This is a genomic window from Arthrobacter citreus (genome assembly GCF_038405225.1).
Classification (GTDB): Bacteria; Actinomycetota; Actinomycetes; order Actinomycetales; family Micrococcaceae; genus Arthrobacter_B; species Arthrobacter_B citreus_A.
Genome location: NZ_CP151657.1, coordinates 2205218 through 2232213, shown reverse-complemented (window position 1 = coordinate 2232213; position 26996 = coordinate 2205218). Strand labels below are relative to the sequence as shown.

General features: G+C 65.8%; 21 protein-coding genes. 10 read left to right on the top strand and 11 right to left on the bottom strand.

The window, feature by feature from the left end; all coding sequences use genetic code 11:
* Positions 1 to 7: 7 nt before the first annotated feature.
* Positions 8 to 3625, top strand: a complete 3618-nt coding sequence (gene mfd / locus AAE021_RS10350; protein ID WP_342022253.1) for a transcription-repair coupling factor — start codon at positions 8 to 10, stop codon at positions 3623 to 3625.
* A 50-nt stretch (positions 3626 to 3675) separates the two neighbouring features.
* Here the strand turns inward: mfd and AAE021_RS10345 are convergent, their stop codons facing one another.
* From AAE021_RS10345 to deoC, 3 genes are all read right to left on the bottom strand, one after another.
* Positions 3676 to 3822 (bottom strand): hypothetical protein, encoded by a 147-nt coding sequence (locus AAE021_RS10345; protein ID WP_170290209.1) that lies wholly within the window; start codon positions 3820 to 3822, stop codon positions 3676 to 3678.
* Positions 3823 to 3957: 135 nt separating this feature from the next.
* Entirely contained in the window at positions 3958 to 4209 is a 252-nt protein-coding gene (locus AAE021_RS10340; protein WP_342022252.1) for a hypothetical protein, read from the bottom strand.
* A 39-nt stretch (positions 4210 to 4248) separates the two neighbouring features.
* Positions 4249 to 4923, bottom strand: coding sequence for a deoxyribose-phosphate aldolase (deoC, locus tag AAE021_RS10335; RefSeq protein ID WP_342022251.1), 675 nt, complete (start codon positions 4921 to 4923; stop codon positions 4249 to 4251).
* A 471-nt stretch (positions 4924 to 5394) separates the two neighbouring features.
* Here deoC and AAE021_RS10330 point away from each other — a divergent pair, with 471 nt between their 5' ends.
* The 3 genes from AAE021_RS10330 to AAE021_RS10320 all read left to right on the top strand — a co-directional run bounded on the left by AAE021_RS10330 (position 5395) and on the right by AAE021_RS10320 (position 8566).
* A complete protein-coding gene (locus AAE021_RS10330) occupies positions 5395 to 6426 on the top strand; it encodes a hypothetical protein (protein WP_342022250.1) in 1032 nt (343 codons plus the stop codon).
* 276 nt (positions 6427 to 6702) lie between these two features.
* Complete coding sequence (locus AAE021_RS10325) at positions 6703 to 6984, top strand: STAS/SEC14 domain-containing protein (protein ID WP_342022249.1); 282 nt, start codon at positions 6703 to 6705, stop codon at positions 6982 to 6984.
* The gene (locus AAE021_RS10320; RefSeq protein ID WP_342022248.1) at positions 6977 to 8566 is read left to right on the top strand and encodes a putative bifunctional diguanylate cyclase/phosphodiesterase; all 1590 of its coding nucleotides are present in this window, start codon (positions 6977 to 6979) and stop codon (positions 8564 to 8566) included. The genes AAE021_RS10325 and AAE021_RS10320 overlap by 8 nt, the downstream gene beginning before the upstream one ends.
* A gap of 3 nt (positions 8567 to 8569) precedes the next feature.
* On the opposite strand, the gene AAE021_RS10315 is transcribed toward AAE021_RS10320, so the two are convergent.
* Both AAE021_RS10315 and AAE021_RS10310 read right to left on the bottom strand, forming a co-directional pair.
* Entirely contained in the window at positions 8570 to 10330 is a 1761-nt protein-coding gene (locus tag AAE021_RS10315; protein WP_342022247.1) for a phospho-sugar mutase, read from the bottom strand.
* Between the two features lie 41 nt (positions 10331 to 10371).
* Entirely contained in the window at positions 10372 to 11172 is an 801-nt protein-coding gene (locus tag AAE021_RS10310; RefSeq protein ID WP_342022246.1) for a purine-nucleoside phosphorylase, read from the bottom strand.
* Between the two features lie 128 nt (positions 11173 to 11300).
* Between AAE021_RS10310 and AAE021_RS10305 the strand changes: the two genes are divergently transcribed.
* Both AAE021_RS10305 and AAE021_RS10300 read left to right on the top strand, forming a co-directional pair.
* Complete coding sequence (locus AAE021_RS10305; protein ID WP_342022245.1) at positions 11301 to 12704, top strand: NAD(P)H-quinone dehydrogenase; 1404 nt, start codon at positions 11301 to 11303, stop codon at positions 12702 to 12704.
* Between the two features lie 400 nt (positions 12705 to 13104).
* A complete protein-coding gene (locus AAE021_RS10300) occupies positions 13105 to 14508 on the top strand; it encodes an MFS transporter (protein ID WP_342022244.1) in 1404 nt (467 codons plus the stop codon).
* Between the two features lie 90 nt (positions 14509 to 14598).
* Here the strand turns inward: AAE021_RS10300 and AAE021_RS10295 are convergent, their stop codons facing one another.
* Entirely contained in the window at positions 14599 to 16443 is a 1845-nt protein-coding gene (locus tag AAE021_RS10295; RefSeq protein WP_342022243.1) for an acetyl/propionyl/methylcrotonyl-CoA carboxylase subunit alpha, read from the bottom strand.
* Between the two features lie 334 nt (positions 16444 to 16777).
* On the opposite strand from AAE021_RS10295, the gene AAE021_RS10290 reads away from it, so the two are divergent.
* Positions 16778 to 17086 carry a hypothetical protein gene (locus AAE021_RS10290; protein ID WP_342022242.1) on the top strand — a complete coding sequence of 103 codons (309 nt, stop codon included), beginning with the start codon at positions 16778 to 16780 and terminating at the stop codon, positions 17084 to 17086.
* A 78-nt stretch (positions 17087 to 17164) separates the two neighbouring features.
* Positions 17165 to 18121 (top strand): hypothetical protein, encoded by a 957-nt coding sequence (locus AAE021_RS10285; RefSeq protein WP_342022241.1) that lies wholly within the window; start codon positions 17165 to 17167, stop codon positions 18119 to 18121.
* A gap of 457 nt (positions 18122 to 18578) precedes the next feature.
* On the opposite strand, the gene AAE021_RS10280 is transcribed toward AAE021_RS10285, so the two are convergent.
* From AAE021_RS10280 to AAE021_RS10260, 5 genes are all read right to left on the bottom strand, one after another.
* Complete coding sequence (locus tag AAE021_RS10280) at positions 18579 to 19211, bottom strand: Maf family protein (RefSeq protein WP_342022240.1); 633 nt, start codon at positions 19209 to 19211, stop codon at positions 18579 to 18581.
* A 112-nt stretch (positions 19212 to 19323) separates the two neighbouring features.
* Positions 19324 to 20871, bottom strand: coding sequence for a dicarboxylate/amino acid:cation symporter (locus AAE021_RS10275; RefSeq protein ID WP_342022239.1), 1548 nt, complete (start codon positions 20869 to 20871; stop codon positions 19324 to 19326).
* Between the two features lie 180 nt (positions 20872 to 21051).
* Positions 21052 to 22776 carry a DUF885 domain-containing protein gene (locus AAE021_RS10270; protein ID WP_425362387.1) on the bottom strand — a complete coding sequence of 575 codons (1725 nt, stop codon included), beginning with the start codon at positions 22774 to 22776 and terminating at the stop codon, positions 21052 to 21054.
* Between the two features lie 94 nt (positions 22777 to 22870).
* Complete coding sequence (locus tag AAE021_RS10265) at positions 22871 to 23134, bottom strand: acyl-CoA carboxylase subunit epsilon (protein WP_342022238.1); 264 nt, start codon at positions 23132 to 23134, stop codon at positions 22871 to 22873.
* The gene (locus AAE021_RS10260) at positions 23131 to 24726 is read right to left on the bottom strand and encodes an acyl-CoA carboxylase subunit beta (protein WP_342022237.1); all 1596 of its coding nucleotides are present in this window, start codon (positions 24724 to 24726) and stop codon (positions 23131 to 23133) included. The genes AAE021_RS10265 and AAE021_RS10260 overlap by 4 nt, the downstream gene beginning before the upstream one ends.
* A gap of 333 nt (positions 24727 to 25059) precedes the next feature.
* Here AAE021_RS10260 and AAE021_RS10255 point away from each other — a divergent pair, with 333 nt between their 5' ends.
* Both AAE021_RS10255 and AAE021_RS10250 read left to right on the top strand, forming a co-directional pair.
* Positions 25060 to 25938, top strand: a complete 879-nt coding sequence (locus AAE021_RS10255) for a hypothetical protein (RefSeq protein WP_342022236.1) — start codon at positions 25060 to 25062, stop codon at positions 25936 to 25938.
* Between the two features lie 76 nt (positions 25939 to 26014).
* On the top strand, positions 26015 to 26863 hold the full coding sequence (locus AAE021_RS10250; RefSeq protein ID WP_342022235.1) for an NAD(P)-dependent oxidoreductase: 849 nt from the start codon (positions 26015 to 26017) through the stop codon (positions 26861 to 26863).
* The last annotated feature ends 133 nt before the right edge of the window (positions 26864 to 26996 follow it).

The window sequence follows — 26996 nt, the reverse complement described above, 5'->3', positions numbered from 1 at the left end:
CCTGCCCATGAGTCTGAACGGACTGCGCGCCGCACTGGCCGAAGACCCGTCCTACGCACGGGTGCGAACCCTCGCATCACGCACGCCCGAGCGGCGCAGCGAGGATCTGCAGATCGGCGCACCGCAGGGCATGCGGGCGGCATTGCTGGCGGAGATGGTTGATGGTCTCGCGGCTGCGGCCGACGACGCCGGAACCACCAACGAGGCCACCGCACCTCCCGTGGTGCTGGCCATTACCGCGACGGGCCGCGAGGCCGAGGATCTTGCCGCTGCCCTGCGCTCCTACCTGCCGCTGGCCGGCATCGAGGAGTTCCCCTCCTGGGAAACCCTGCCGCATGAACGCCTTTCCCCGCGCTCGGACACCGTGGGCCGCCGCCTGTCGGTGCTGCGCCGCCTCGCCCACCCCGAGGGTCACCCGATCTCCGTGATCGTGGCCCCGGTGCGCGCCGTCGTGCAGCCGTTGGTGGCTGGGCTCGGTGACCTGCAGCCGGTTTCCCTGAAGGTGGGGGAGGAGCGCCAGTTCGACGCCGTCGTCAAGCAGCTCTCGGAAGCCGCCTACGCGCGGGTGGACATGGTCTCGCACCGCGGCGAGTTCGCCGTGCGCGGCGGCATTCTCGATGTTTTCCCGCCCACCGAGGACCATCCGATCCGCATCGACTTCTTCGGTGACGAGGTGGATTCGATGCGCTGGTTCGCCGTCGCGGACCAGCGGACCCTGACCGGACCGCACATCACGCATCCCACCGAACTGTATGCGCCGCCCTGCCGGGAAATCCTCATCACCCCCTCGGTCATGAGCCGCGCCGCGAAGCTGCAGAGCCAGATGCCCGCCGCCGCGGACATGCTGGAGAAGATCGCCGGCGGCATTGCCGTTGAGGGCATGGAATCCCTGGCCCCGGTGCTGGTGGATGAAATGGTGCCGCTGATGGGCGAGCTGCCCGCCGGATCGCTCTCCGTGGTGGTTGAACCCGAGAAGGTCCGGGCCCGCGCGCATGACCTGGCCGCCACCAATGAGGAGTTCCTCGCCGCAGCCTGGGCCACAGCGTCCGACGGCGGTGCGGCACCGCTGGATTTGTCCGCCGGCATCAGTGCGGACCTGGAAGCGGCGAGCTTCCGGTCCCTGGCCGACACCCGCTCCGCGGCGCTCGCGAACTCGGTGGGCTGGTGGTCCATCACCTCCTTCAACCCGGACGACGAGACCGTCCTGGACATCGACACCCTGACCATCAACGCCCGCGAACCGCGCGGCTACCAGGGCGACGTCGCGGAAATGATGGAGTTCATCGGATCCCGCGTCCGCGACGCCTGGCGCGTCGTCGTCGTCACCGAAGGTCCCGGCCCGGCCTCCCGCCTGGCCGAGCTGTTCCGCGACAACGACATTCCGGCGTCGCTCACCGAATCTCTGGATACCGAACCGGTGCCGGGCATCATCTCGATCACCACCGCCAGCGCCGGCCGCGGCTACGTTTTTGACGGGCTCAAGACGGGCCTGCTGACCGAGGCGGACTTGCTGGGCCGGGCCAGCGCCTACTCAACCCGCGACATGCGCAAGATGCCCTCGAAGCGGCGCAACGCCGTCGACCCGCTGCAGCTGCACGAAGGTGACTTTGTGGTGCACGAGCAGCACGGTGTGGGCAAGTTTGTGGAGCTGATCCAGCGGGCCACCGGCGCCGGGCAAAACAAGACCGTGCGTGAATACCTGGTGCTCGAATACGCACCGGCCAAGCGCGGCGGCCCCGGCGACCGGCTCTTTGTGCCGACCGACCAGCTGGACCAGATCACCCGCTACGTGGGCGGGGAAACGCCGGTGCTGTCCAAGATGGGCGGCTCGGACTGGGCGAAGACCAAGTCCCGGGCCCGGAAGGCCGTCAAGGAAATTGCCGGCGAGCTGATCCGGCTGTACTCGGCCCGGATGGCGTCCAAGGGCCATGCCTTTGCGAAGGACACCCCCTGGCAGCGCGAGCTGGAGGAAGCCTTCCCCTACGTGGAAACCCCCGACCAGCTGACCACCATCAACGAGGTCAAGGCCGACATGGAGAAGGAAGTTCCCATGGACCGGCTGGTCTCCGGCGACGTGGGGTACGGCAAAACCGAAATTGCGGTGCGCGCCGCGTTCAAGGCGGTGCAGGACGGCAAGCAGGTGGCCATCCTGGTGCCCACCACGCTGCTGGCCCAGCAGCACATGGAAACCTTCGGCGAGCGTTTCTCCGGCTTCCCCGTGCGGGTGGAGTCACTGTCCCGCTTCCAGACCGCCAAGCAGGCCAAGGAAACCATCGAGGGCGTCAGGAGCGGATCGGTGGACGTGGTCATCGGCACGCACCGGCTGCTGTCGCAGGAGGTCCAGTTCAAGGACCTGGGCCTGGTGATCGTGGACGAGGAGCAGCGCTTCGGCGTCGAGCACAAGGAAGCGCTGAAGAAGATGCGCACCAACGTGGACGTCCTGGCCATGAGTGCGACGCCGATTCCCCGCACCCTGGAAATGTCCCTGACCGGCATCCGCGAAACCTCCACGCTGGCGACGCCGCCGGAGGAACGGCATCCGGTGCTGACCTATGTGGGTCCATACACGGACCGGCAGGCTTCGGCTGCAATCCGCCGCGAACTGATGCGTGAAGGGCAGGTGTTCTTCGTGCACAACCGGGTGTCCTCGATCGACCGCACTGCCGCGCACCTGCAGGAGCTCGTCCCGGAAGCGCGCATCGCCGTCGCACACGGGCAGATGAGTGAATCCCGGCTTGAGCAGATCATTGTCGACTTCTGGGAAAAGCGCTTCGACGTGCTGGTGTGCACCACCATCATTGAAACCGGACTGGATATTTCCAACGCCAACACCCTGATTGTGGACCGCGCGGACCACTTTGGCCTCTCCCAGCTGCACCAGCTGCGCGGACGCGTGGGCCGCGGCCGGGAGCGCGCCTACGCGTACTTCCTGTATCCGTCGGAGAAGCCGCTGGGCGAGGTGGCGCTGGAACGGCTCAAGGCCGTGGCCACGCACAACGAACTCGGCGCCGGCATGCAGCTGGCCATGAAGGACCTGGAAATCCGCGGCGCGGGCAACCTGCTCGGCGGGGAGCAGTCCGGACACATAGCCGGCGTCGGCTTTGATCTGTACATCCGGCTGGTCGGCGAGGCGGTGGCTGATTACCGCGGCGAGGCCGAGGAGAAGGCCGCCGAGATGAAGATCGAGCTGCCGGTCAACGCGCACCTGCCGCATGACTACGTGCCGGGGGAGCGGCTGCGGCTGGAGGCGTACCGCAAGCTGGCCTCCGCGGTCACCTACGAGGCGATCGACGAGGTGCTCGCGGAGCTGGTGGACCGCTACGGCGAGCCGCCGCAGGCCGTGAAGAACCTGATTGAGGTGGCCCGGTTCCGGGTCAACGCCCGCGAAGCCGGTCTGACCGACGTCGCCCTGCAGGGGAATTTCATCAAGTTCGCCCCGGCGGACCTGCCCGAATCGCGCACCATGCGGCTGCAGCGGATGTACCCCGGCGCCCAGGTCAAGCCGGCGCTGAACGCGGTGCTGGTGCCCAAGCCCAAGACCGCCCGGATTGGCGGGCGGGACCTGGTCGACGCCGAAATCCTGGCCTGGGCGCAGCAGGTTGTGGACGCGGTTTTCAAGGAATAGACGGGGCGTTCAGGGATTGGGGGGGGGGGGGGGCAGGGTGCCTGCTGGGATTAGCCGGCGCCCTGCGTGAGGGCCACGATGAGCACCGCCACGCACATCAGCGCCGTGGCCACCACGATTCCATATCCGATGCGGCTGATGCGCTGCTGACGTGCCCGGTCCTGGCGCCATTCGCGGCGCGTCATAGTGGTACTCATGGGTCGAATATAGAACGGGCCGGTGCTGCGGTTTTAGCGTAATCAGTACGTGCCTTCTCTGCGGCGACTACTCGTTAAAGCACTCGTCCACGCAACCTGACATGGTTGCGTGGACGAAAACCTGCTGAAGCGCGTTTACTCGCTGGGTACGCGGCCTTCGGCCATGACCTCGGCGGTGTCCGAGCGTCCCATCAGGAACGGAACAAAGTACGCCAGGGTGGCCAGCGCCAGGCAGATGACCATCGGCCAGACGTTGTCCAGGGACAGCCAGGTCAGGGAGTAAAGCCCAACCAGGAAGATCGCCAGGAAGATGACAAAGGTGACGAGGTTGCTGACAAGGTGCCCTTCACCCGAGTGCGTGGGCTGCTTGGACCGTGTTCCTGCCATGGTGTTCTCCGTTTCAAAAAGTTTTCAGTAGCCGGCGGATCAGTAGTCCGACGCGGCGTTCCCACCCTTAACAATAGCGATACCTGAGCTGGCCCCGATACGCGTGGCTCCGGCGTCGATCATTGCCTGCGCGTCTTCACGCGACCGGACGCCGCCGGAAGCCTTCACGCCCAGGTCCGGACCAACCGTCCGGCGCATCAGTGCGACGTCTTCCACAGTGGCGCCGCCGCCGTTGAAGCCGGTGGATGTTTTGACAAAATCGGCGCCGGCTTCCACGGCCGCCTTGCAGGCCAGGACCTTCTGCTCGTCAGTGAGCAGGGATGTTTCGATGATGACCTTCAGGATGCCGCCGCCGGTGTGGACCTCGTCGGCCACGGCTGCGATGTCCCGGACCAGGGCGTCGTGATCACCGCGGCGGGCTGCGGCGATGTCGATGACCATGTCGATTTCATCCGCGCCGTCCTGCAGGGCGCCGCGGGCCTCAACGACCTTTACTTCGGTGGTGGTGGCTCCCAGCGGGAAACCGATGACGGAGCAGGTGAGCACGCCGCTGCCCTTGAGGGCATTGCGTACGGTGCCGACCCAGAGCGGGTTCACGCAGACGGACTTGAATCCGTATTCGGCTGCTTCGGCGCAGACTTTCAGGATGTCCTCGCGGCTGGCCTCGGGCTTAAGGAGCGTGTGGTCAATGTAGGACGCAATGGGTGTAGACATGCCCACTATCTTGCCACAGAGAGGATTGCCCAGGGCGCTTAAAAGCTCATGGCCGGACATCTCCGCGAGGAGGGGCCGGCCATAAGCGGGACTGCCGGCAAATTAAAGAATAATCGGCCAAACGCTTACCGGCTTCTGGACTGCAGGAGCCGCGCTGGGCGTCGCTGCCACAGCGGGAGCGGCAGCACCGGCAACGGCGATTGTCGCGGCAAGAAGTAGAGCTGATCCAAGTTTCTTCATTTGTTCCTCCAAATAAGTATTTACGGTCGACAACGAGCAATAGAAATACTACTGATAGAAAGGTCATCCTGACCGGAAAAAACGAAAATCTTTGTCCCATATGATGGCGTCAGGTGCCTGACTGTGTCTACACAGACATAATTCTCCGGGAGGGGGCACTGTTGGAAGGTCCTGGAGTACGCTGAATCTCACCACATCTTAGATAAGCGCGTAGTAAGGGTGCCCAGGAACTTGGACAACTCCGTTGATCAGATATTAAGCGAATATAAGGCGCGCCAGCACTGGGAGCGCCGCGAATATAAGGCTGCTTTGGAGCACGCAGCCGAGGCTGCGGAAAAAGCGCTGACCGAGGCGGATGTCATCGGTTACTGGCGAATGACACTTCTTCTTGCGGAGTGTCAGCTGGAGCTGGGGCAGATGCAGGAGTTTGCTGCCAGTGTCAAAGCTCTATCCGAGCACCCGGCGTTGCAGAGCGACCCCCGGATGGTGGCAAGGGCTAAGGCCATGTATTCCCGCGCCCTTGAGGCACTAGGGCATGTGGGAGAAGCCCTGGTTTTGGCTCAGGAAGTTGCGGCGCTAAGGGGGGAAGGTACTGACGATGTGATCGGTGAAATTGAGATGCTGCACAGTCTCGTGGCCGCACTCACTGAAAGTGGTGAAGAAAAGGAGGCCTGGCGCCACGCGCAGGAAATGGCACGTTTAGCCGCTGAGCAAGATGACCAGGAGGTAGCTGGCAAGGCGTACTGGGCGGTGGGCAACGTGGCTTTCTTCCAGGATGATGCCGCAAACGGTCTGCATTACCACGCACTGGCGGCCGAAAATCTCGCGCCGGGAAACGACGTGAACACGTGGGCACTCTTCAATAAGGGGTCCGCGCTCGTCCGATTGTCCGCGGGGATTGCCAACGATGAAACGCTTGAGTGCATTGAGCGGGCAGAGCTCGCGAATTCAGTGACGGGTGGGAGCCCTCTTCAGGAGCTGGAAATCTCGATGGCCAGGGCCCATTGGCTGCTGCTGACAGGGAATGCAGATGAAGCCTCGGTGAGGTTGCAGAACATCCTCGATCATCGGGAACTGCTGCCCGAACACACCCTTGCTGAAGTCGAGTTTGTATCCGCTCTTGCTTTGCACGAGTTGGGGCGGAATGATGAAGCATTGGTTGCGGCGGCCCATTCTGAAAAGGTCTTCATTGGGCATGGCGCACAGCGCCGGGCACTGCAACTCCGCGGCCTCATGGAGAGTATTAGTGAGAACCTCCGATGATGATGCCGGCAAGAATTCGGGATTAATGCAGTATTACTAAGGAACGGTGCGGATCGATACAGCGGAGCCAGCGCGCAGAGATGTCGAGACGCTTCTGGGGGAAGCATGACACAGCAGGACTGCACGGACGTATCCAGCTCAATGGACCCGGAAATCTCTGGGCCGCCCGTCACCGGCGAACTTCTTGAGGTTCCCCTATGCAGACCGGAGATAACCCGGGCGCCGGAGGGTCATGTCGTCCTGGTTCTGCCCGCCGGTGAAGTTATCACCGGGTCCATGGCAGCCACCGCCGATGAGGAGATTGAGCGTCTCGCCGCCTCCGGAAAGGTGCCGGTGCTGCTGGTCCTGACCGGGGTAGAGGCCATCACCCGAAGCGCACGAACGGTGTTCAGCAACGCCCGTTCACTTGAAGCCGTCGCCGTTCTTGGTGTCTCGCCTGTGGACCGGGTGATCGCCAACTTCCTGCTCGGCGGAAACGCCCAGCCCTGTCCCACGCGCTACTTCTCCACCGAAGCCGAAGCACTCGACTGGCTACAAAGAAAGTGCCCCATTGCCTGAACCTGCCGTCCGCACCGTCGAGGGCCCTGAGGACGACCGGCTAAGCCAGGTGGTCGAAGGCATTATCCGGATGGCGTCGGGAGACCTGAGCACCTATATTCCCACGTCGAAGGCCCGGGACCAGGTGGACGCCGTAATCACCGGCATCAATCTGCTCGCCGGCGAGCTCAGCGAGGTTTATGCCGACTTCGAGGAACGGGTGGAAACCCGCACGCAGGAGCTGCGCGAAGCCCACGAACAAATGCAGCACATGGCCATGACCGATCCACTCACCGGCGTCGGGAACCGGTCATCGCTGCGGGAGGCGCTCGACGCCGCGGTCAGCGCCCGGAAAGACGGCGAGCCAGGGCCAGCTGTGCTGATGATCGATCTGGACGGCTTCAAGGACATCAACGACAGCTTCGGCCACCACGCCGGAGACCTGGTCCTGATGGAAATTGCCGTTCGACTCGTCGCAGCAGCGGGAACGGACAATGAGGTTGCCCGTTTGGGCGGCGACGAATTCGCTGTGCTGCTCCCCGTCTCAACGGTGCAGCAGTCGCGCACCGCCGCAACCAGAATCATGGAAGCGCTGAAGCGCCGGATCACACTGGATGACCTGGATGTTTGGCCGCGCGCGAGCATCGGCATCCATTTGGCCGCGCCGGGAGAGGATGGAAATGACATCCTGCTGCGCGCCGACACCGCGATGTATGCGGCAAAGGATGATGCCCAGCAGCGGATCAAGTTTTTTGAACCCGTAATGCTGTACAGCCGGCAGCTGCGCCGGGACCTGGCCGGGGAACTGCGCCACGCCGTGGAGCGCGGTGAACTGCAGCTGGCCTACCAGCCGGTCGTGGAGCTGGAAACGGGACGGCTGCAGGGGGTGGAAGCACTGGTGCGCTGGAACCATCCCGCCCGGGGGCTCATCATGCCGGATGCGTTTATTCCGCTGGCCGAAGACACCGGGCTGATTGTCGGCATTGGCCGTTGGGTGCTGCGGGCGGCACTTGAGCAGTTGGCAGGGTGGCGGGACCTGCTGCCGGCCGAGGGAGACTTCCAGCTGCACGTCAACCTGGCGGCGTCCGAGCTGCAGAGCATGGACCTGGTGGACCATGTCCGCCGGGCGCTGCGGGAGACAGGCATCCCCGCTTCGGCCTTGATCCTGGAAATCACCGAAAGCGCGTTCATTACCGGGGGAGAGGTGGAAACCTATTCCCTGAAGTCCCTCAAAGCGCTGGGAGTCGGGCTGGAAATCGATGACTTCGGCACCGGCTATTCCTCCATCAGCTACCTGCGGCGACTGCCGGTGGACACGGTGAAAGTGGACCGGTCGCTGATTGCGGACATCGACGACGACGACGGCCAGCTGCGGTTTGTGGACGCGGTGCACAACCTGATCCGGGCCGCCGGCATGGAAGCCGTTTTTGAAGGCATTGAAACCGCAGCCCAGGCCGCGCAGCTGCACAAGATGGGCTGCTGCAGCGGCCAGGGCTACTATTTCAGCCGGCCACTGCCGCCGGAACAGGTGAGCGGGCTCCTGCGGGAGGGCAGCACCCTCCCGCAGGCCGCCGTCGGGCTTCCCGGTCAGCTGACCGGATAGTTCCTACAACCCCAGGGCTGCGTTGACATCGGCGAGGACCGCATCGAGTTGCGCACGCCCGGCCTCGCGGGCGGCGGGAAGATCCGCTGCGGACTCGACCGGAACAATCACCTCGAGGTAGCACTTGAGCTTGGGTTCGGTGCCGGAGGGCCGGATGATCACGCGGGTGTTGTCCCGGGTCAGGTACAGCAGACCGTCGGTGGGCGGCAGCTCGGCGCTGCCCTGGGACAGATCCACTGCCTTCTCCACCGCAGATCCGGCGAAGGACACCGGGGGCTCCACGCGCAGCTGCGCCATCATGGAGCCCAGCAGGCCCAGGTCGGAAACCCGGACGGAGAGCTGATCGGTCAGGTGCAGGCCGTGCTGCACCGCAAGATCATCGAGTTCATCAAAGAGGGTGCGGCCGGTGGCCTTCAGCGCCGCTGCCATCTCCGCGACGAGCAGGCCAGCCGAAATGCCGTCCTTGTCGCGCACCATGCCCGGAGCCACGCAGTAGCCCAGCGCTTCCTCGTAGCCGAAGGTCAGGTGCGGAACACGGGAAATCCACTTGAACCCGGTGAGGGTCTCCACATGGGCGAAGCCGGCAGCCTCGGCAATCCGGGCCAGCAGCCGTGACGACACGATGGAGTTGGCGAAGACGACGCCGCTGCGGGTCTTTTCGCCCCGGACCTTCCAATGGCCGGAGGCGATCCGGCGGGTCAGGTGCCCGCCCAGCAGGGCGCCGACTTCATCTCCGCGCAGCATCCGCCACTGTCCGTCGGCCGGGTTCTTCGCCGCCACGGCCACGCGGTCGGCGTCGGGATCATTTGCGATGACCAGATCGGCGTCGTGCTCGACGGCGGTTTCCAGCGCCAGGTCCAGCGCACCGGGCTCTTCCGGGTTGGGGAAGGCGACGGTGGGGAAGTCGGGATCGGGCTCCGCCTGCGCGGCCACCGGAATGACCTTGCGGAAGCCGGCGTCCCTCAGCACGGACTTCATGGTTTCCCCGCCGACTCCGTGCAGGGAGGTCAGGACGATTTTCAGGTCCCGCTCCGGGAAACGGTCGCGGGCCACCAGCCGGTCCACGGCGTTGATGTAATCGGCAACGATGGACTCGGACACGTCGGTCCAGCCCTCCGGCGCGGTGTCGATGCTCTTCAGCGGCACGGCGTAGTTGATGCGGGAGGCGATCTCGGCGTCGTACGGAGCGACGATCTGCGCCCCCTTGCCCGGGCCCTTCACCGTGCGGCCGCCGAGGTAGACCTTGTAGCCGTTGTCCGCCGCGGGGTTGTGGCTGGCGGTGACCATCACTCCCGCATCGGTGTCCAGGGCGCGGACCGCGTAGGCGAGCACCGGCGTCGGGAGCGTGCAGGGGAGCAGGAAGGTTTCGATGCCAGCGGCGCTGAACACGGCGGCGGTCTCCAGTGCGAACGCGTGGGAGTTGTGCCGCGCGTCGTAGCCGATCACGGCGCTGGGGGTGTACCGGTCACCGGACGTGTCCTGCAGGAAAGAGGCGATGCCGGCGGCGGTGCGGCGCACCACCACCCGGTTCATGCGGCGCGGGCCGGCGCCCAGGGCAGCGCGCAGGCCGGCGGTGCCAAACTCCAGGGTGCCCGTAAAGCGGTCTTCCAGTTCTTCGGCGGCGGCAACTGCCGCGGCCCCTGCACCCGCTGCGGATGTGAGCAGTGCCCGCAGCTCCGCGGCTGTGGCCGGGTCGGGATCTTCAGCGGCCCAGCTCTGGGCGGCGGTCACGAGCTCGTCAAGCTCGGTGGGATTCAACGTCATGGAGTGTACCTACGGATCGGGGAAGAGGGAGCGGCAGCTGGCTAGAGCTTGCCGATGATGTCAGCCAGCAGGCGGGAAATCCGCGGGCCGGCTGCGGCGCCGGATTCCAGGACCTCGGCGTGGCTGAGCGGCTCGGGGCTGATGCCGGCGGCCAGGTTGGTGACCAGGGAGATGCCGAAGACCTCCATGCCGGCGTGCCGGGCCGCGATGGCCTCAAGCGCGGTGGACATGCCCACCAGGTCCGCGCCGATGGTCTTGGCGTAGCGGACCTCGGCCGGGGTTTCGTAGTGCGGGCCGGTGAACTGCGCGTACACGCCCTCATCCAGGGTCGGGTCCACGGTGCGGGCCAGCTCGCGCAGACGGGAGGAGTACAGGTCCGTCAGGTCCACAAACGTGGCACCTTCCAGCGGGGAAGCTGCGGTGAGGTTGAGGTGGTCGCTGATCAGCACCGGAGTGCCGGGCTTCCAATCCGGGTTCAGGCCGCCGCAGCCGTTGGTCAGGACCATGACCTTGGCCCCGGCAGCTGCCGCGGTGCGCACACCGTGGACAACGGCGCGTACGCCCTTGCCTTCGTAGTAATGGGTGCGGGCGCCCAGGACCAGCGCGCGCTTGCCCGACGGCGTCAGCACGGAGCGGATGGTGCCCACATGCCCCTGCACGGCCGGAGCCGAGAAGCCCGGAATGTCACTGGCGTTCAGGGTGGCTGTGGTCTCACCGATCAGTTCGGCGGCCTCGCCCCAGCCGCTTCCGAGGACCAGGGCAATGTCATGGTTAGGCACGCCGGTTTTCTCGGCAATGTACTTGGCGGCCTGCTGGGCTAGTTCAAAGGGATCGTTGCTCACTGATCCAACCTACCGCGAGTTAGCCTGCTCTGCAGGAGCGTCCCGGCTCTCCGCGATTGTCCATGCGCCCAGCCGGCGTTTGTCCCGGCGTTTGAGCGGCGGCCGGGGATGGGACAGAATGGACAACTGTGACGACCCAACTTGATTTTACTGCCCGAAAAATTGCCATCCTCGGCGGCGGCCCCGGCGGATACGAAGCCGCGATGGTGGCTGCCTCCCTCGGCGCCGACGTAACCATCGTGGAGCGCGACGGGCTGGGCGGATCAGCCGTGCTGACCGACGTCGTACCCTCCAAGACCCTGATCGCCACCGCGGACGTGATGACACGCTTCGCTTCCGCCTCGTCCCTGGGCGTTGATTTCCGCGACAACGGGCAGCCCGCGGTGGCCGACCTGAAGATGGTCAACAACCGCCTCCTGGCCCTGGCCAAGGAACAGTCCAACGACATCCGCCGCACGCTGGAGCGGGTGGGCGTGAAGGTCAAGATCGGTGAAGGCCGGCTGCTGGACAACAGGACCATTGAGGTTGTCACCGAAAAGGGCACCGAAACCGTTGAAGCCGAGGCGCTGCTGATTTCAGTGGGTGCCCGGCCGCGCGAGCTCGAAACGTCGATGCCCGACGGCGAACGCATCTTCACCTGGAAGCAGATTTATAACCTCACCGAGGTTCCCGAGCACCTGATCGTCATCGGTTCCGGTGTAACCGGCGCTGAATTCGCCTCCGCCTACAACGGCCTGGGCACCAAGGTCACGCTGATCTCCAGCCGCGACCGCGTGCTGCCCGGCGAAGACGCCGACGCCGCCGTCGTCCTTGAGGACGTCTTCCAGGCCCGCGGCATGACGGTGCTCAACCGCTCGCGCGCCGAATCCGTGAAGAACACCGGCGACGGAGTGGTGGTCAGGCTCGAAGACGGACGTGTGGTGGAGGGCAGCCACTGCCTCGTGGCCGTGGGAGCAATCCCCAACACCGCCGACATCGGGCTCGAAGAGGCCGGAGTGACCCTGGACGAGCGCGGACAGATCAAGGTCGACGGCGTTTCCCGCACCACCGCCTCCAACGTCTACGCCGCCGGCGACTGCACCGGAGTGTTCAACCTGGCCTCCGTGGCCGCCATGCAGGGCCGGATTGCCATTGCGCACCTGATGGGCGACGGCGTGAAGCCGCTAAAGCTCAAGAACGTCGCCTCGAACATCTTCACCTCGCCCGAGATCGCCTCCGTGGGGGTAACCGAGCAGGACATTGCCGACGGCCGGTACCAGGGCGACGTCATCAAACTCTCGCTGCACACGAACGCGCGCGCCAAGATGATGGAGGTCAAGGAGGGCTTCGTGAAGGTCATTTCCCGCAAGGGCTCCGGCACCGTGATCGGCGGGGTGGTGGTGGGACCGCGTGCATCCGAGCTCATCTTCCCGATTGCCATCGCCGTGACCCAGAAGCTGCACGTCGACGACCTGGCGAACACCTTCACCGTGTACCCCTCGCTGACCGGTTCCATTTCCGAGGCAGCCCGCCGGCTGCACGTGCACATGTAGGTTCCCGCAATTCTCAGGCCCGCATCCGGGCGGAGCCGCCGTTCATACGGTGGTTTCGTTCCGGGTGCGGGCTTTTTTGTGCCGCCGGGGCGCGGTGGCTTCGCTGTTGAGGCCGGATGTCCGGTCGAGGGACGGGTACGCCTAGCCCTGAGCGCTCTTGATGAATCCTTCGGGCAGATACTGGGCCTTCCATGGATCCTTCGGGCAGATAAAGGCCGCAAAAGCCGGATTTTGACCCTTTTGGTCCCGCGATCTGCACGATAGATTCTGGGTTGTCCCGTTATCTGCACTGTGAATGGATTGACCGTCCTGTCCACATGGTGGACAGCATGTCCGGATGGTGGACCGGCAGTCCTAACATTGTCGAGAACGTCACTCCCACCTTCCGAAAGACCCCCAAATGTCTACTACGAATCCCTCCGCGGAGCCGGCATCGGCACCGGCCAAGGCCAACTCCAAGGGCCGGGTGATCATTGCCAGCCTGGTTGGAACCTCCATTGAGTTCTATGACTTCTACGTCTACGCCACCGCCGCAGTCCTCGTGTTCCCGCGCCTCTTCTTCCCGAACGCCGAAGGCGTCACCGCGCTGCTGAGCTCCTTCGCCGTCTTTGGTGTGGCGTTCATTGCCCGCCCGCTGGGTTCGATCATCTTTGGGCACTTCGGTGACAAGGTTGGCCGCAAGGGAACCCTCGTGGCATCGCTGCTGACCATGGGAATTGCAACCTTCCTCATCGGCTGCCTGCCCACCGCCGTCGACGGCTGGACGATCCTGGCCCCGGCAATGCTGGTGGTACTGCGCTTCGCCCAGGGACTCGCGCTCGGCGGGGAATGGTCCGGCGCCGCACTGCTGGCAACGGAGAACGCGCCGGCCAACAAGCGCGCCGTCTGGGGAACGTTCCCGCAGCTGGGGGCGCCGATCGGGTTCATCCTGGCCAACGGCCTGTTCCTGCTGCTGAGCTTCCAGCTGGACGCCGATCAGTTCGATTCCTGGGGCTGGCGCATTCCGTTCCTGGCCAGCGCCGTCATGGTGATCATTGGCCTGTACGTGCGGCTGAAGCTGGTGGAGACCCCGGCCTTCCAGAAGGTTGTGGACTCCGGTGAAGTGAGCAAGCTGCCGCTGAGCCGTGCGTTTAAGTACAGCTGGCGTCCGATGATTGCCGGCACGTTCATCATGCTGGCCACCTACGTGCTGTTCTACCTGATGACCACGTTCACGCTCTCCTACGGCACCGCCGCCAAGAGCGAGGAAGCGGCCCGCGCCGCAGCCGAAAAGGCCGGTAAGGCCTTCGATCCGGAAACCTTCGCCGCAGGCCTGGGTTATGCCCGCAACGACTTCCTGATCATGCTGATCATCGGCGTGGTGTTCTTTGGAATCTTCACGCTCGTCTCCGGTCCGCTGGCCGAGAAGTTCGGCCGCCGCAAGACGCTGCTGGTTGTCACCGCCGGTATCTTCGTCTTCGGCTTCACCTTCTCTCCGCTGTTCGACGGCGGAACGGTGGGTGTCATGGCCCTGCTGATCATCGGCTTCACGCTGATGGGCCTGACCTTCGGGCCGATGGGCGCCATGCTGCCGGAGCTTTTCCCGACCAACGTGCGTTACACCGGCTCGGCCATTGCCTACAACGTCTCTTCCATCCTCGGTGCCGCTGTGGCTCCGTTCATCGCCGTGGCGCTGTGGCAGGCGGCCGATGGAAGCCCGTGGCTGGTGGGCGTCTACCTGTCCTCGATGGCGGTGCTGACGCTGATCGCGCTGTTCGTCACCAAGGACACCAAGGACGTCGACTACGCGAACCACTCGAGCTAAGCGGCTCCAGTACAAGCAGAACGGCCCGGTCCCCGCAGTGCGGGGATCGGGCCGTTTGGCGTTTGCGGACCTTCTGGGGTCCGGCTGAGCCTAGTCCAGGATCGAGGCGATCACTGCGCCGGCGGAAACCGTTGCGCCGGGGAGGGCGCTGAGCCCGGAGACCGTTCCGGACTTGTGCGCGGTCAGCGGCTGCTCCATCTTCATGGCTTCGAGTACGACGACGAGATCGCCCTCGGAAACCTGCGCGCCTTCCTGGACGGCCACCTTGACGATGGTGCCCTGCATCGGGGACGTCAGGTCATCGCCGGTGGCGGCCGGGTTGGCTCCGCCGCGGGTGCGGGATGACTTGCGGGACTTTCCGTTGGCTCCGGCGCCGCGACCGGACCCGTTGCTTCCATTTCCGGATCCGCCCAGGCCGGCTGGCAGCACGACATCGAGCCGCTTGCCTCCCACCTCAACGGTGACGCGCTGGCGGTTGCCGGCGTCGTCGTCGTGCCGTGTGTTTTGCTCGCCCGACCAGGCCGGGATCTCGTTGACGAAATCAGTTTCGATCCAGCGCGTGTGGACGCTGAAGGGGCCGGCCGCGGGGGCGAAATCGGGATGCGCGACCACAGCGGCGTGGAACGGCAGCACGGTGGGCATGCCGGTGATTTCCATTTCGGCCAGGGCCCGGCGGGCGCGCTGCAGTGCCTGCTCGCGGGTGGCGCCGGTGATGATCAGCTTGGCCAGCATCGAATCGAAGTTGCCGCCAACCGTCTCGCCGGCCTCGATGCCGGAATCGACGCGGACGCCGGGGCCGGAGGGCAGCTTGAAGGTGTCCACGGTTCCGGGGGCGGGCATGAAGCTGCGGCCCGGATCTTCGCCGTTGATGCGGAACTCGAAGGAGTGGCCGCGGATCTCGGGATCGCCGTAGCCGAGCTCTTCGCCGCGGGCCAGCCGGAACTGCTCACGGACCAGGTCAAGGCCTGTGACTTCCTCGGACACGGGATGCTCAACCTGCAGCCGCGTGTTGACCTCGAGGAAGGAGATGGTCCCGTCGGTGCCGACCAGGAACTCGCAGGTACCCGCACCCTGGTAGCCGGCCTCGCGGAGGATCGCCTTGGATGCCGTGTACAGGCGCTCGTTCTGCTCCTCGGTCAGGAACGGAGCGGGAGCCTCCTCCACAAGCTTCTGGTTGCGGCGCTGCAGCGAGCAGTCGCGGGTGGAGACGACGACGACGTTGCCGTGCGCGTCGGCCAGGCACTGGGTTTCGACATGCCGCGGGGCATCGAGGAAGCGCTCGATGAAGCACTCGCCGCGGCCGAAGGCTGCCGTGGCCTCGCGGACGGCGGACTCGAACATTTCGGGGATTTCAGCGCGGGTGCGGGCAACCTTGATGCCGCGGCCGCCGCCGCCGAAGGCAGCCTTGATGGCCAGCGGCAGGCCGTGTGCGTCAGCGAAGTCAAGGACCTCCTGGGCATTCTTCACCGGATCGGCGGTGCCGGGAACCAGCGGTGCGCCAACCTTCGCGGCGATATGGCGGGCCTGCACCTTGTCACCGAGCTGGGAAATGGCGTGCGGGGACGGGCCAATCCAGGTCAGGCCGGCGTCGATGACGCGCTGGGCAAACTCGGCGTTCTCGGAGAGGAAACCGTAGCCCGGGTGAATGGCGTCGGCGCCGGACTTGCGGGCGGCGTCGAGGATCTTGCCCATGTCCAGGTAGGACTCGGCAGCCGTGCTGCCGCCCAGGGAGTAGGCCTCATCGGCGAGGCGGACGTGCAGTGCATCGCGGTCCGGATCGGCGTAGACAGCAACCGAAGTCAGGCCCTCGTCGCGGGCGGCCCGGATGACGCGAACTGCGATTTCGCCGCGGTTGGCGATCAGGACTTTGGTGATGGTGCGGCTCTGCTGTGTGTGCTGCTGGTCGCCGGCGGGCGCGGGGTTGAACTGGCTCATTGAATGCACTGGCTCCTTTTGATCTCTTCGGAGCCTAGCGCGGTTTTGTGGTCTCCGGCCATATTGCGTGCTGTTTGTGCGTGGGAAGAAGCATTTCGTTGTGGGGACCCTACAACTCGTGCGTGTTTCGTGACGGTCTGCACCGGTGGGGTTCAGGGCGGTCCGTGCGGCGGGTCCGGGGGCTGGATCGCCGGTGGTTCCTGGACCGGGGTTGCGGGTGGTTCCGGGACCGGGCATCGCCGTCGGTGCAACAGGCCGTTCCCGCGCAGGACCGTACGGGGACGAAGTGTGGTTGGCTGAGCGGACAAGTCCGGCCAGCTACCAGAGGAGTGTCATGTCTGAACGTTCGCTTTCGAGCACCGTCATGCGGGTCGGCGTCGTCCTGGGAATCACGGGGGCAGCGCTGATTGTTCTGGGTCCAATCATCATCGGGAATTTCGGTGTGGGAGGCGTTTCCGCATCCACGACGCAGCTGTGGGTGGTGGCACCCGTGGGCATGACGGTGTCGACCGTCTATTCCCTCCTGGTGCAGTTCTGCGTGCCATTCTCCGCGGCCCTGGTCGGTGCCTCGCTGGTCATGCGGCACAACGAAGGCGCCCGGAGGGTCGGCGGCCAGGCTCAGAGGAACACCCGCAGCTCCTGAAGCTGTCGTCCGGAGCTTGAGGAGTCCGGCGCCTGTGGATAACCCCTGCAGCCGGCCTAAACGGTGCCTAATAGAGGCATGCCTGCCCGACGTCGTCCACTGCCGCCCCCTCTGACCCTGCCCTTCACCCTGCCGCAAGGACTGGCTGCCGGACTGACGCGGGACCGGCTGCGGGGCAGGGATCTTGCCGTATCGAGCCGGGCGATCCGAGTGCCGCACGGAGCCGAACCGACGCTGATCGACCGCTGCCGACCGTACGTGGTGCTCCTCCCCGGGGTGGTGGTCAGCCATACGACGGCAGCCCGGATCCACAACTTACCGCTGCCCGCCCGGCTGGAAACTGACGCGGCCATTCATCTGAGCAGACCACCCACTGAGGCAGCACCACGGCGGCGCGGCGTCCAGGGCCACCGGCTCGCCCTTGACGCTTCCGAGGTTATGCCGGTCGCCGGAATTCAGGTGACGTCAGTGGCACGGACCTGGCTGGACTTGGCTGGCCTGCTCACCCTGGACGAGCTGGTTGTCGCCGGGGACCATATTGTCAGCGAGTACCGCCGTTCGTTCGGTCCGCCCCGGCAGTCCATTTTTTCTCTGGCGGAGTTGACCGCCTATGTGGAGTCCAAACGGTGGCTGCCGAACCTTCAACCGTCCCGTGCCGCACTCGGACTGGTGCGCGTGGGGGTGGACTCGCCGCCGGAATCCTGGCTGCGGCTGCTGCTTCATCACGCCGGGCTGCCCGAGTTTGTCCCGAACTTCCCCATCACGGACAGGAGAGGGCTGCCGGTGGTGTGGACGGATCTTGCCTGCGCACGTTTTCGCACCTGCCTGGAGTACGACGGCGGACACCACCTGACTCCGGAGCAGCAGGCCAGCGACCATCAGCGGGATCTGGCAACCGCAGAAGCAGGGTGGATTCAGGTGAAGATTGCCCGGGACGATTTCCGGCGGGGCAAGGAGTTTGTCGTGGACAAAGTTCGTCGTGGTTTGGTTCTAGGCGGCTGGCGTCCAACCCCAAACTCAAGGAACCCCGGCTGAGCAGGGTACCGGCTTCAATCGGTGGTGATGGCCCAGGTATGTGCACGAAGGATCGCTTGGACGGTGCTGATGGCCCGTTATCTGCACGAACGATCGCTGGGACGGTGCTGATGGGCCGTTATCTGCGCGAAGGATGACGTTTGAGGGGTCTGCCGACCCCGGGGTGGATCCATTGTGCAGATCAGGGGCTTTCCCGGAATCCTTCGTGCAGATCAGAGGCTCAAAAAAGCGTTTTTCGGGGTCTTGGTCCCGTTATGTGCCCGAAGGATGTTTTGATGTCCCGTTATCTGTCCGAAGGATTGCTCGGACGGTGCTGATGGCCCGTTATCTGCACGAAGGATGACGTTTGTGGGGTCAGCCGGCCCCGGGGTGGATCTATTGTGCAGATCAGGGGCTTGGCGCCCGCCACCAGACTTGGGACATCAGATAAACCTAGGGACTTCAGAGGAAAGCGGAATTACCGGTCCCAGAGGTCCGTGATCTTCACACCGGCACTGGCGAGCAGCTCGCGGAGCATCGACACGGAGAGCCCGACGACGGCATGCGGATCACCGTCGACCTTCTCGATGAAGGCGCCGCCAAGGGAATCGATCGTGAAGGAACCGGCCACCTGAAGCGGCTCGCCGGTTGCAACATAGGCATCGATTTCCTCGTCGGTCAGCTTCGCAAAGTGGACCGACGCGGAGCTGACGCCGCCGAGCGTTGCACCCGACCCGTCGTCGTCGGTATCCCGGCAGTCCACCAGCCAGTGGCCGGTGTGCAGCACGCCCACGTGGCCGCTCATCCGGCGGATCCGTTCACGGGCAACTTCGGGCTCCCACGGCTTGCCGTGCGCCTCGCCGTCGAACTCGAAGACCGAGTCGCAGCCGATGACCAGGGCGCCGTCAGCCTCGGGCAGTGAGGCCACCGCTTCGGCCTTGGCACGGGCGAGCAGCAGGGCGGTGTCGTGCGGATCGGTCAGGCCGTAGCGGGCGGTCACGGCGTCTTCGTCGACGTCGGACACGAGCACGGAATGGGCGATTCCCGCGTTGGTCAGCAACTTGGTGCGGGCGGGGGAGGCGGAAGCGAGGATCAGGTTCAGGTCAGTCACCCCTCCAGCCTAGTGCGCCCGCGGGAGCGCCCGGACAGCACGAAGGCCGCCCCGGCAGCACAAAGGCCGCCCCGGACATCCGGAGCGGCCTTCGAGAGGCAGTGCAGCGGGATTAGCGCTTGTTGGAAGACGACGGCGCCGCATCGGTTGCGCGCGCGCCTCCGTCTGCTCCCGGACGGTTGATGCCAGCGACAGGAGTTCCGTCAGCAGCGGCGGTAGTCGTTCCATCCGTAGCGGCACCCTCGGCACCCTCGGCACGAGCCGAAGCGCCGGCCGGAACCAGCACCGGCACCTCAACCTCGGAGGAGTCGTCGGCGAACGGATCGCCGTTGCGCTTGGCGTTGTACATGGCCAGGTCCAGCAGGCCGTTGCGCTTGGCGACGATCGCCGGGACCACGGTCTGTCCGGCCACGTTGACCGCGGTGCGGCCCATGTCCAGGATCGGGTCGATGGCGAGCAGCAGGCCCACGCCGGCCAGCGGCAGGCCCAGGGTGGACAGCGTCAGGGTCAGCATGACGACGGCGCCGGTGGTTCCGGCGGTTGCGGCCGAGCCCAGCACCGACACGAGGGCGATCAGCAGGTAATCGGTGAAGCCCAGATCGATGCCGAAGAACTGTGCCACGAAGATCGCGGAGACGGCCGGGTAGATCGAGGCGCAGCCGTCCATCTTGGTGGTGGCGCCCAGCGGCACGGCGAAGGAGGCGTAGGCGCGGGAGACGCCGAGGTTGCGCTCCGTGACCCGCTGGGTCAGCGGCAGGGTTCCCACCGAGGAGCGGGAGACGAAGGCCAGCTGGATGGCGGGCCAGGCGCCGGAGAACCACTGGCGGACGGACAGGCCGTGCGCCTTGATCAGGACCGGGTAGACAACAAACAGGACCAGGAACAGGCCGATGTAGATGGTCACGGCAAACATGCCCAGCGAACCGATGGTGTCCCAGCCGTAGGTGGCCACGGCGGTGCCGATCAGGCCGATGGTGCCCACCGGGGCGAGGCGGATGATCCACCACAGAACCTTCTGGATGACGGCCAGAGCCGACGCATTCAGGGCCAGGAACGGTTCAGCGGGCTTGCCCACCTTCAGGGCGGCAATGCCGACGGCGATGGCGATGACCAGGATCTGGAGCACATTGAAGCTGATGCTGGTGCTGACATCACCGCTCTCGGCAACCTTGGAGCTGGCGCCCAGGCCGAGGAAGTTGCCCGGCACCAGACCGGTGAGGAATCCTACCCAGCTGCCCTGGCTGCCCGTAAATTCCTTCTCAGGAACGTTTGAGGTGTTGCCCGGCTGCAGGATGACGCCCAGCAGGATGCCGATGACCACACTGATCAGAGCCGTGATCGCGAACCAGAGCAGGGTCTGCCATGCCAGCCGTGCGGCGTTGGAGACGGCGCGCAGGTTGGCAATGGAGCTGACTACGGCGGTGAAGATCAGGGGTACGACGGCGGCCTTCAGCAGCGAGACGTAGCTCGTGCCGATGGTGTTCAGGGTGGTGGTCAGCCAGTTGGGCTCGCCGTCGCCGACAGTACCCATGCTCTTGGCCAACAGGCCCAGCAGCAGGCCCGCCACGAGGGCGGCAATGATCTGCGGTCCGAAGGCAGTAGCCCACCGGGGCAGCCTGCGGCCGGTGAAGGTCTTGGGGGAGGAAGTCTGTGAGGTCACTTGAAAATACTAGACCGCGCCGCTTATCAGAGAAGATTGCCTATTGCGAAATATTACGTGGAGCCCGCAGCGCATTCCGCGCCGCAGAAAGGCAAAACCCCCGGAATGTGGCGGCCAGTCGCCGCACCCCGGGGGTTATTCCCTGGAACACTGTGATCAATGTCCCTTGAGACTGCTGGGTTATGCGTCCAGCAGCGCCCGCCGCAGGGTGTCCAGACCTACGGACCCCAGGGCCAGGGCGCGGGTGTGGAAGTCCTTCTGGTCAAAGTCCTCACCCTCGCGGCTGCGGACTTCGTCCCGGATCTGCTCCCAGAGCCGCTGGCCCAGCTTGTAGGCCGGAGCCTGCCCGGGCCAGCCGAGGTAGCGGGTGAACTCGAAGTTCAGCTGCCCCTCGGAGATGGCAAGGTTCTTCCGCAGGAACTCATACCCCTTATCCGCCGTCCAGGTGCCGGAGCCCCAGCGCTCGGGGATCTCCAGCTCCAGGTGGACGCCGATGTCGAAGACCACGCGGGCGGCGCGCATGCGCTGGGCGTCGAGCATGCCCATCTTGTCGCCGGGATCGCTGAGGTAGCCCAGCTCGTCCATCAGCCGCTCGGCGTACAGCGCCCAGCCCTCGCCGTGGCCTGAGACCCAGCAGATGTTGCGGCGCCAGTTGTTCAGCAGCCCGCGGGCGGCCGTCGCCGTCGCAATCTGCAGGTGGTGGCCGGGAACACCCTCGTGATAAACGGTGGTGGTTTCCTTCCACGTGGTGAAGGTGTCCTCGCCGGCGGGAACGGACCACCACATGCGGCCCGGGCGGGAAAAGTCGTCGCTGGGGCCGGTGTAGTAGATGCCGCCCTCCTGCGTGGGAGCGATCATGCACTCGATCTGCCGCATCGGGCCGTTGATCTCGAAGTGGGTTCCGGCCAGGTCGGCGACGGCGCGGTCGGCCAGGCCCTGCATCCAGGCCTGCAGTTCAGCGGTGCCGTGCAGCTGCCGCTCGGGATCTTCGTCCAGGATCGCCATGGCCTCCTCGACGGTGGCGCCGGGCTTGATCTGTTCGGCAACGGCCTCCTGCTCGGCGATGATGCGGTCCAGTTCCTCCACGCCCCACTGGTAGGTCTCCTCCAGGTCCACGGCCGAACCCAGGAACAGGCGGGACATCAGGGCGTAGCGGTCCTTGCCGACGGCGTCCTTTTCAGGGGCAGCGGGCAGCAGCTCGGATTCCAGGAATGCGGCAAGGCTGCGGTAGGCGGCACGGGCGGATTCGGCGGCGGCGCGCACCTCTGCGGCCAGCTTGTCCGGAAGGGATTCGCCGCCGGACAGTGCGGCCTTGGCGGCGTAGTCGTCGAAGAAGCCGCCGTCCTCGGCGTACTTGGCGGTCTGTTCCATGACGATCTGGACCTGGCGGCTTGCGGGCAGCAGGCCGCGCTCCTTGCCGGCGCGCAGTGAGGTGATGTAGCCCGAGACTGCGTCATCAACGTTATTCAGCCGGCCGCAGATGTTCTGCCAGTCCTCCACCGTGGCGGTGGGCATGAGGTCGAAGATCGAACGGATTTCCTGCGCGGGGGAGGCAATGTTGTTCAGGTCCGAGAGGTTCCAGCCGGACTCATGGATTTCCAGTGCCAGGCCGAGGCGCTCGTGCATCGCATCGAGGGTAACGCGGTCGACGTCGTCGGCCGGCTGCAGCCCGTCGAGCCGTTCCAGCGTCTCGCGGATGGCTTCGGCTCCGGATTCCTGGCCCGCGGGCGAGTAATCGGCGTATTCGGTCTCATACCCCGGAATACCCAGGGATGTGGCGAGGGAGGGATCCAGCTGCAGCAGAGTCTCGGTGAAGGCATCGGCGACGGCGTCGATGGCGGTCGGCTGGCGGTACTGCGCGCTGCCGAAGGACAGGGGATCTGATGAAGGAGTCTGTTGGGTCACAGGTGAAGCCTAACGCCAACGCCGCCTGCACAACGTGTTCATGAGTCACACGTGTAACTTCTGTCCCGCCGGGGCCGGTGGGAGCCGAGGCTGCTTAGCGGAAGCTGCGCCGCCACGAGCCGGGGCCGGGCTTGGGCGCCAGGCTCAGCATCCGCCGCCGGTTCCAGGCCCGGCGCGCCGACTCCGGCGTGGCGCCCGTGGACGCACCCGCAGCCGCGTCCAAACCCATGACGACGGCGGTGAGGGCCGCGAGTTCCTCGGCTGACGGATTGCCGCCCAGGACGGAGAACAGCGGCGGCTTCGGCGCGGCCGGCTCCGGGGTGCGGCTCCAGGGGTCCGGCAGGTCCCAGGCCGTCACAGCGGCATGTTCCCGTGCTTTTTGGCGGGCAGCGAGGCGCGCTTGTCGCGCAGGGCCCGCAGTCCGCGGATCAGCTGCAGCCGGGTTTCCGACGGTGCGACGACGGCGTCAACGTAGCCGAGTTCGGCGGCCTGGTACGGGTTGAGCAGCTCCTCCTCGTACTGCGCGATGTAGTCCGCGCGTGCCTGCTCAACGCTTTCACCGGCGTCGGCCGCTGCCTTGAGCTGGCCGCGGTAGAGGATGTTCACGGCGCCCTGGGCGCCCATGACGCCGATCTGGGCGGTGGGCCAGGCCAGGTTCAGGTCCGCGCCGAGCTTCTTGGAGCCCATCACGATGTACGCTCCGCCGTACGCCTTGCGGGTGATGACGGTGAGCTTGGGGACGGTGGCTTCGGCGTAGGCGTACAGCAGTTTGGCGCCGCGGCGGATGATGCCCTGGAATTCCTGGTCGGTGCCCGGCAGGAACCCGGGGACATCCACAAAGGTCAGGATGGGGACGTTGAAGGCGTCGCAGTTGCGGACAAAACGCGCGGCCTTTTCGGAGGCGGCAATGTCCAGGGTTCCGGCGAACTGCATCGGCTGGTTGGCGACGATGCCCACGGTGTGGCCCTCGACGCGGCCGTAGCCGATCATGACGTTGGGTGCGTAGAGGGCCTGCATTTCCAGGAAGTGGCCGTCGTCGAGCACCTGCTCGATCACCGCGCGCATGTCATAGGGCTGGTTCGCGGAGTCCGGGATCAGCTCGTCAAGGGCGAGGTCGCCGTCGTTCAGTTCCATGTCCTGCGAGAAGGCGGCCAGCGGAGCCTCGGCCAGGTTGTTGGACGGGAGGAAGTCCAGCAGCTCGCGGACAAACTCAATGGCGTCCTCCTCGTCGGAGGCCAGGTACGTGGAGGTGCCGGTGTTGGTGTTGTGCTGCCGGGCGCCGCCGAGGGTTTCCATGTCCACGTCCTCGCCGGTGACGGTCTTGATGACGTCCGGTCCGGTGATGAACATGTGGCTGGTCTTGTCCACCATGACGACGTAGTCGGTCAGTGCGGGGGAGTACGCGGCACCGCCGGCGGACGGGCCCATGATCAGCGAGATCTGCGGGACCACGCCGGAGGCATGGACGTTGTTGCGGAAGATGTCCGCGAACATTGCCAGCGAGGCCACGCCCTCCTGGATGCGGGCGCCGCCGCCGTCGAGGATGCCCACCACGGGGCAGCCGTTGCGCAGCGCGTGCTCCTGGACCTTGACGATCTTCTCGCCGTTGACCTGGCTCAGGGACCCGCCGTACACGGTGAAGTCCTGGCTGTACACGGCGATGGGCCGGCCGTCCACCGTGGCGTAGCCGGACACGAGGCCATCGCCCAAGGGCTTCTTCTTTTCCATGCCGAAAGCGGTGGAGCGGTGGACGGCCAGGGCGTCGAGCTCGACGAAGGAGCCGGCATCCACGAGCATTTCGATGCGCTCGCGGGCTGTGTGCTTGCCTCGGGCATGCTGCTTCTCCACGGCTGCCGGGCCGGACGGCATTTCAGCCTGCGCCTGGCGGCGGCGGTACTCAGCGATCTTGCCCGCTGTCGTCTGCAGATCAAGGTCCTGGTCGATGCTCATCTGGTCTCCGGAGTGCTGAGTGGATGGGGCGGTCACTGCGCGTTAAGTAGGAATTGCACAAAGCGCACGGCAATTAGTCCAGTCTAGTGAGGCCCTGTGCCGAGTCCCGGTGTAGGGATCCTACAATTTCGCGCTGCCGTGCTTGGCCGCGGAGGATGCCGGGGATGGAGTGGCGGGCCTGTTAGCCGGCCCGGCCGGTGTCGGTTCGGGCGGCGCCGCGGGCCGTGCCCGGGGCTTTTGATGAAACAAATTCCGTGTAACAGAGGGGGCCCGTGAAAGGATTCTTCCGGCCTGCAGCGGGTGCGGGTCCTTTTCCGAAGGAGTCTCAGCGGCGTGTTTGAAACGGACTTTTGGGTGGTCGTCCAGACTGCGGCGCTGGTCACTGCCGGCTTCGGCGTGTGGATCCTGGCGCGGGCCTGCTGGGACTATGCAGGCTTGCCCTCCGTCCACGATGCGTACCTGCAGGCGGTCGAGCGGAGGCTGCGGGAGTTGGACGCGGTGCTCCCGTCCCGCGGCCTTGGATTTCGGGCGGTCCTTGTCGGCGGTGACCGGCCGAGGGGCGGTTCCGGCGGCACTCCGGCGCTGGACTCCGGCAGTGCGCCGTCGGGCTCCCTCGGGCGGAAGGAAGCGGAGTACGTTCGCCGGACCCGGCGCGCCCTGCGGTCCCGGCCATCGCCGGCGGAGCGGGCAGCTTCGCAGCAGGCCCTGCTGCGTCTCCTCAACCGTCCCGCGCTGGGGGCCGCTGGCAGGCCCGCCGTCGACGAAGCGGTTTCCGGGCTGATGGCAGCTGTCGCCGCCGCCGGCACCGTCGGAGAGCTCGCGGGCACCCGGAAGGTGCTGCGCGCTTCCGCCGGCCGCCTGCTGCGCCGGGAGATCCCGCGGCGTTTCCTGGTGGCCTTCATGCCGGGGATGGCCAGGTACCTGGATTTTGTCGGCCGCGGCAGCTCGCTTGGCCTGGCGGTGGGCGTTTTGCTGGCCGGCGGTCTGGCGGGCAACGCCAACCTGGTCGGTGCCCTGACCTCGGTGTGCGGGGTGGCCGGGGCGGTCGTGTTCACTTTGACCGTGATCCGCTGCGAATCCCGGTCCTGGCCCGCCGGGGAATCGGGGCTGTGGCTCCGCGCCGCGCGCCGGTACCCCCAGGCGTTCTTTCTGCTGCGGCTGGCGCTGACCACGGCCGCGGTGCTGCTTGCCGTGTATCTCGTGCGGACCTAGGACTACCTCGTGCGGACCTGGGACACGATGTTACTGGTCAGTAACATAAGCGGCGCGCATGTATTAGCCTGTTCCCATGACTTCTCCCACACCTGATGCCCAGACCCGTTCCCTTGCCGGCCGCACCATCCTGATGTCCGGCGGCAGCCGCGGCATTGGGCTGGCCATTGCGCTGCGCGCCGCGGCCGATGGCGCAAATATTGCCATCATGGCCAAGACCGCAGAACCGCACCCGAAGCTGCAGGGCACGGTCTACACCGCTGCCGAGCAGCTGGAGGCAGCCGGCGGCAAGGCCCTGCCGATCATTGGCGATGTGCGCAACGACGACGACGTCGCCCGCGCCGTGGCGGAAACCGTGGAGCGTTTCGGGGGCATCGACATCGTGGTCAACAATGCCTCGGCCATTGATCTGCGCAACACTGACGACGTGACGATGAAGAGCTACGACCTGATGGCGGACATCAATGTCCGCGGCACGTTCATGCTCTCCAAATTCTCCTTGGATGCCCTGCGCCGCTCCGAAAACCCGCACATCCTGACGCTTTCCCCGCCGCTGAACCTCGATCCAAAGTGGGCCGGCTCCTACCTTGCCTACACGATGGCCAAGTACGGGATGTCCCTGACCACGCTCGGTCTCGCGGAGGAACTCAAGAACGACGGCGTCGCGGTGAACTCGCTGTGGCCCGTCACCGCGATCGACACCGCGGCCATCCGCAACCTTGGCGGCGAAAAGATGGCAGCTGCTTCGCGCAGCGCCGACATCATGGCCGATGCGGCCCACGCCATCCTGACCCGGCCCAGCCGGGAGTCCACCGGGAACTTCTACACTGACGAGCAGGTGCTGGCCGAAGAAGGCATCACCGACTTCCGTCCGTATTCGCTTGGCGCGCCGGAGGACCAGCTGATGCAGGACTTCTTCCTCTAAGAAGCAACACGGCGCCGGCGGGAACTGGAGTCAGCGGCTCTCCCCGGCGCCGATGCCGCCGGCCCCGATGCCTCCCGGCCGGGCCCCGATGTGCGCGCAGGCTGTAATGTCCGGCACCCCGCGTAAGATCGGA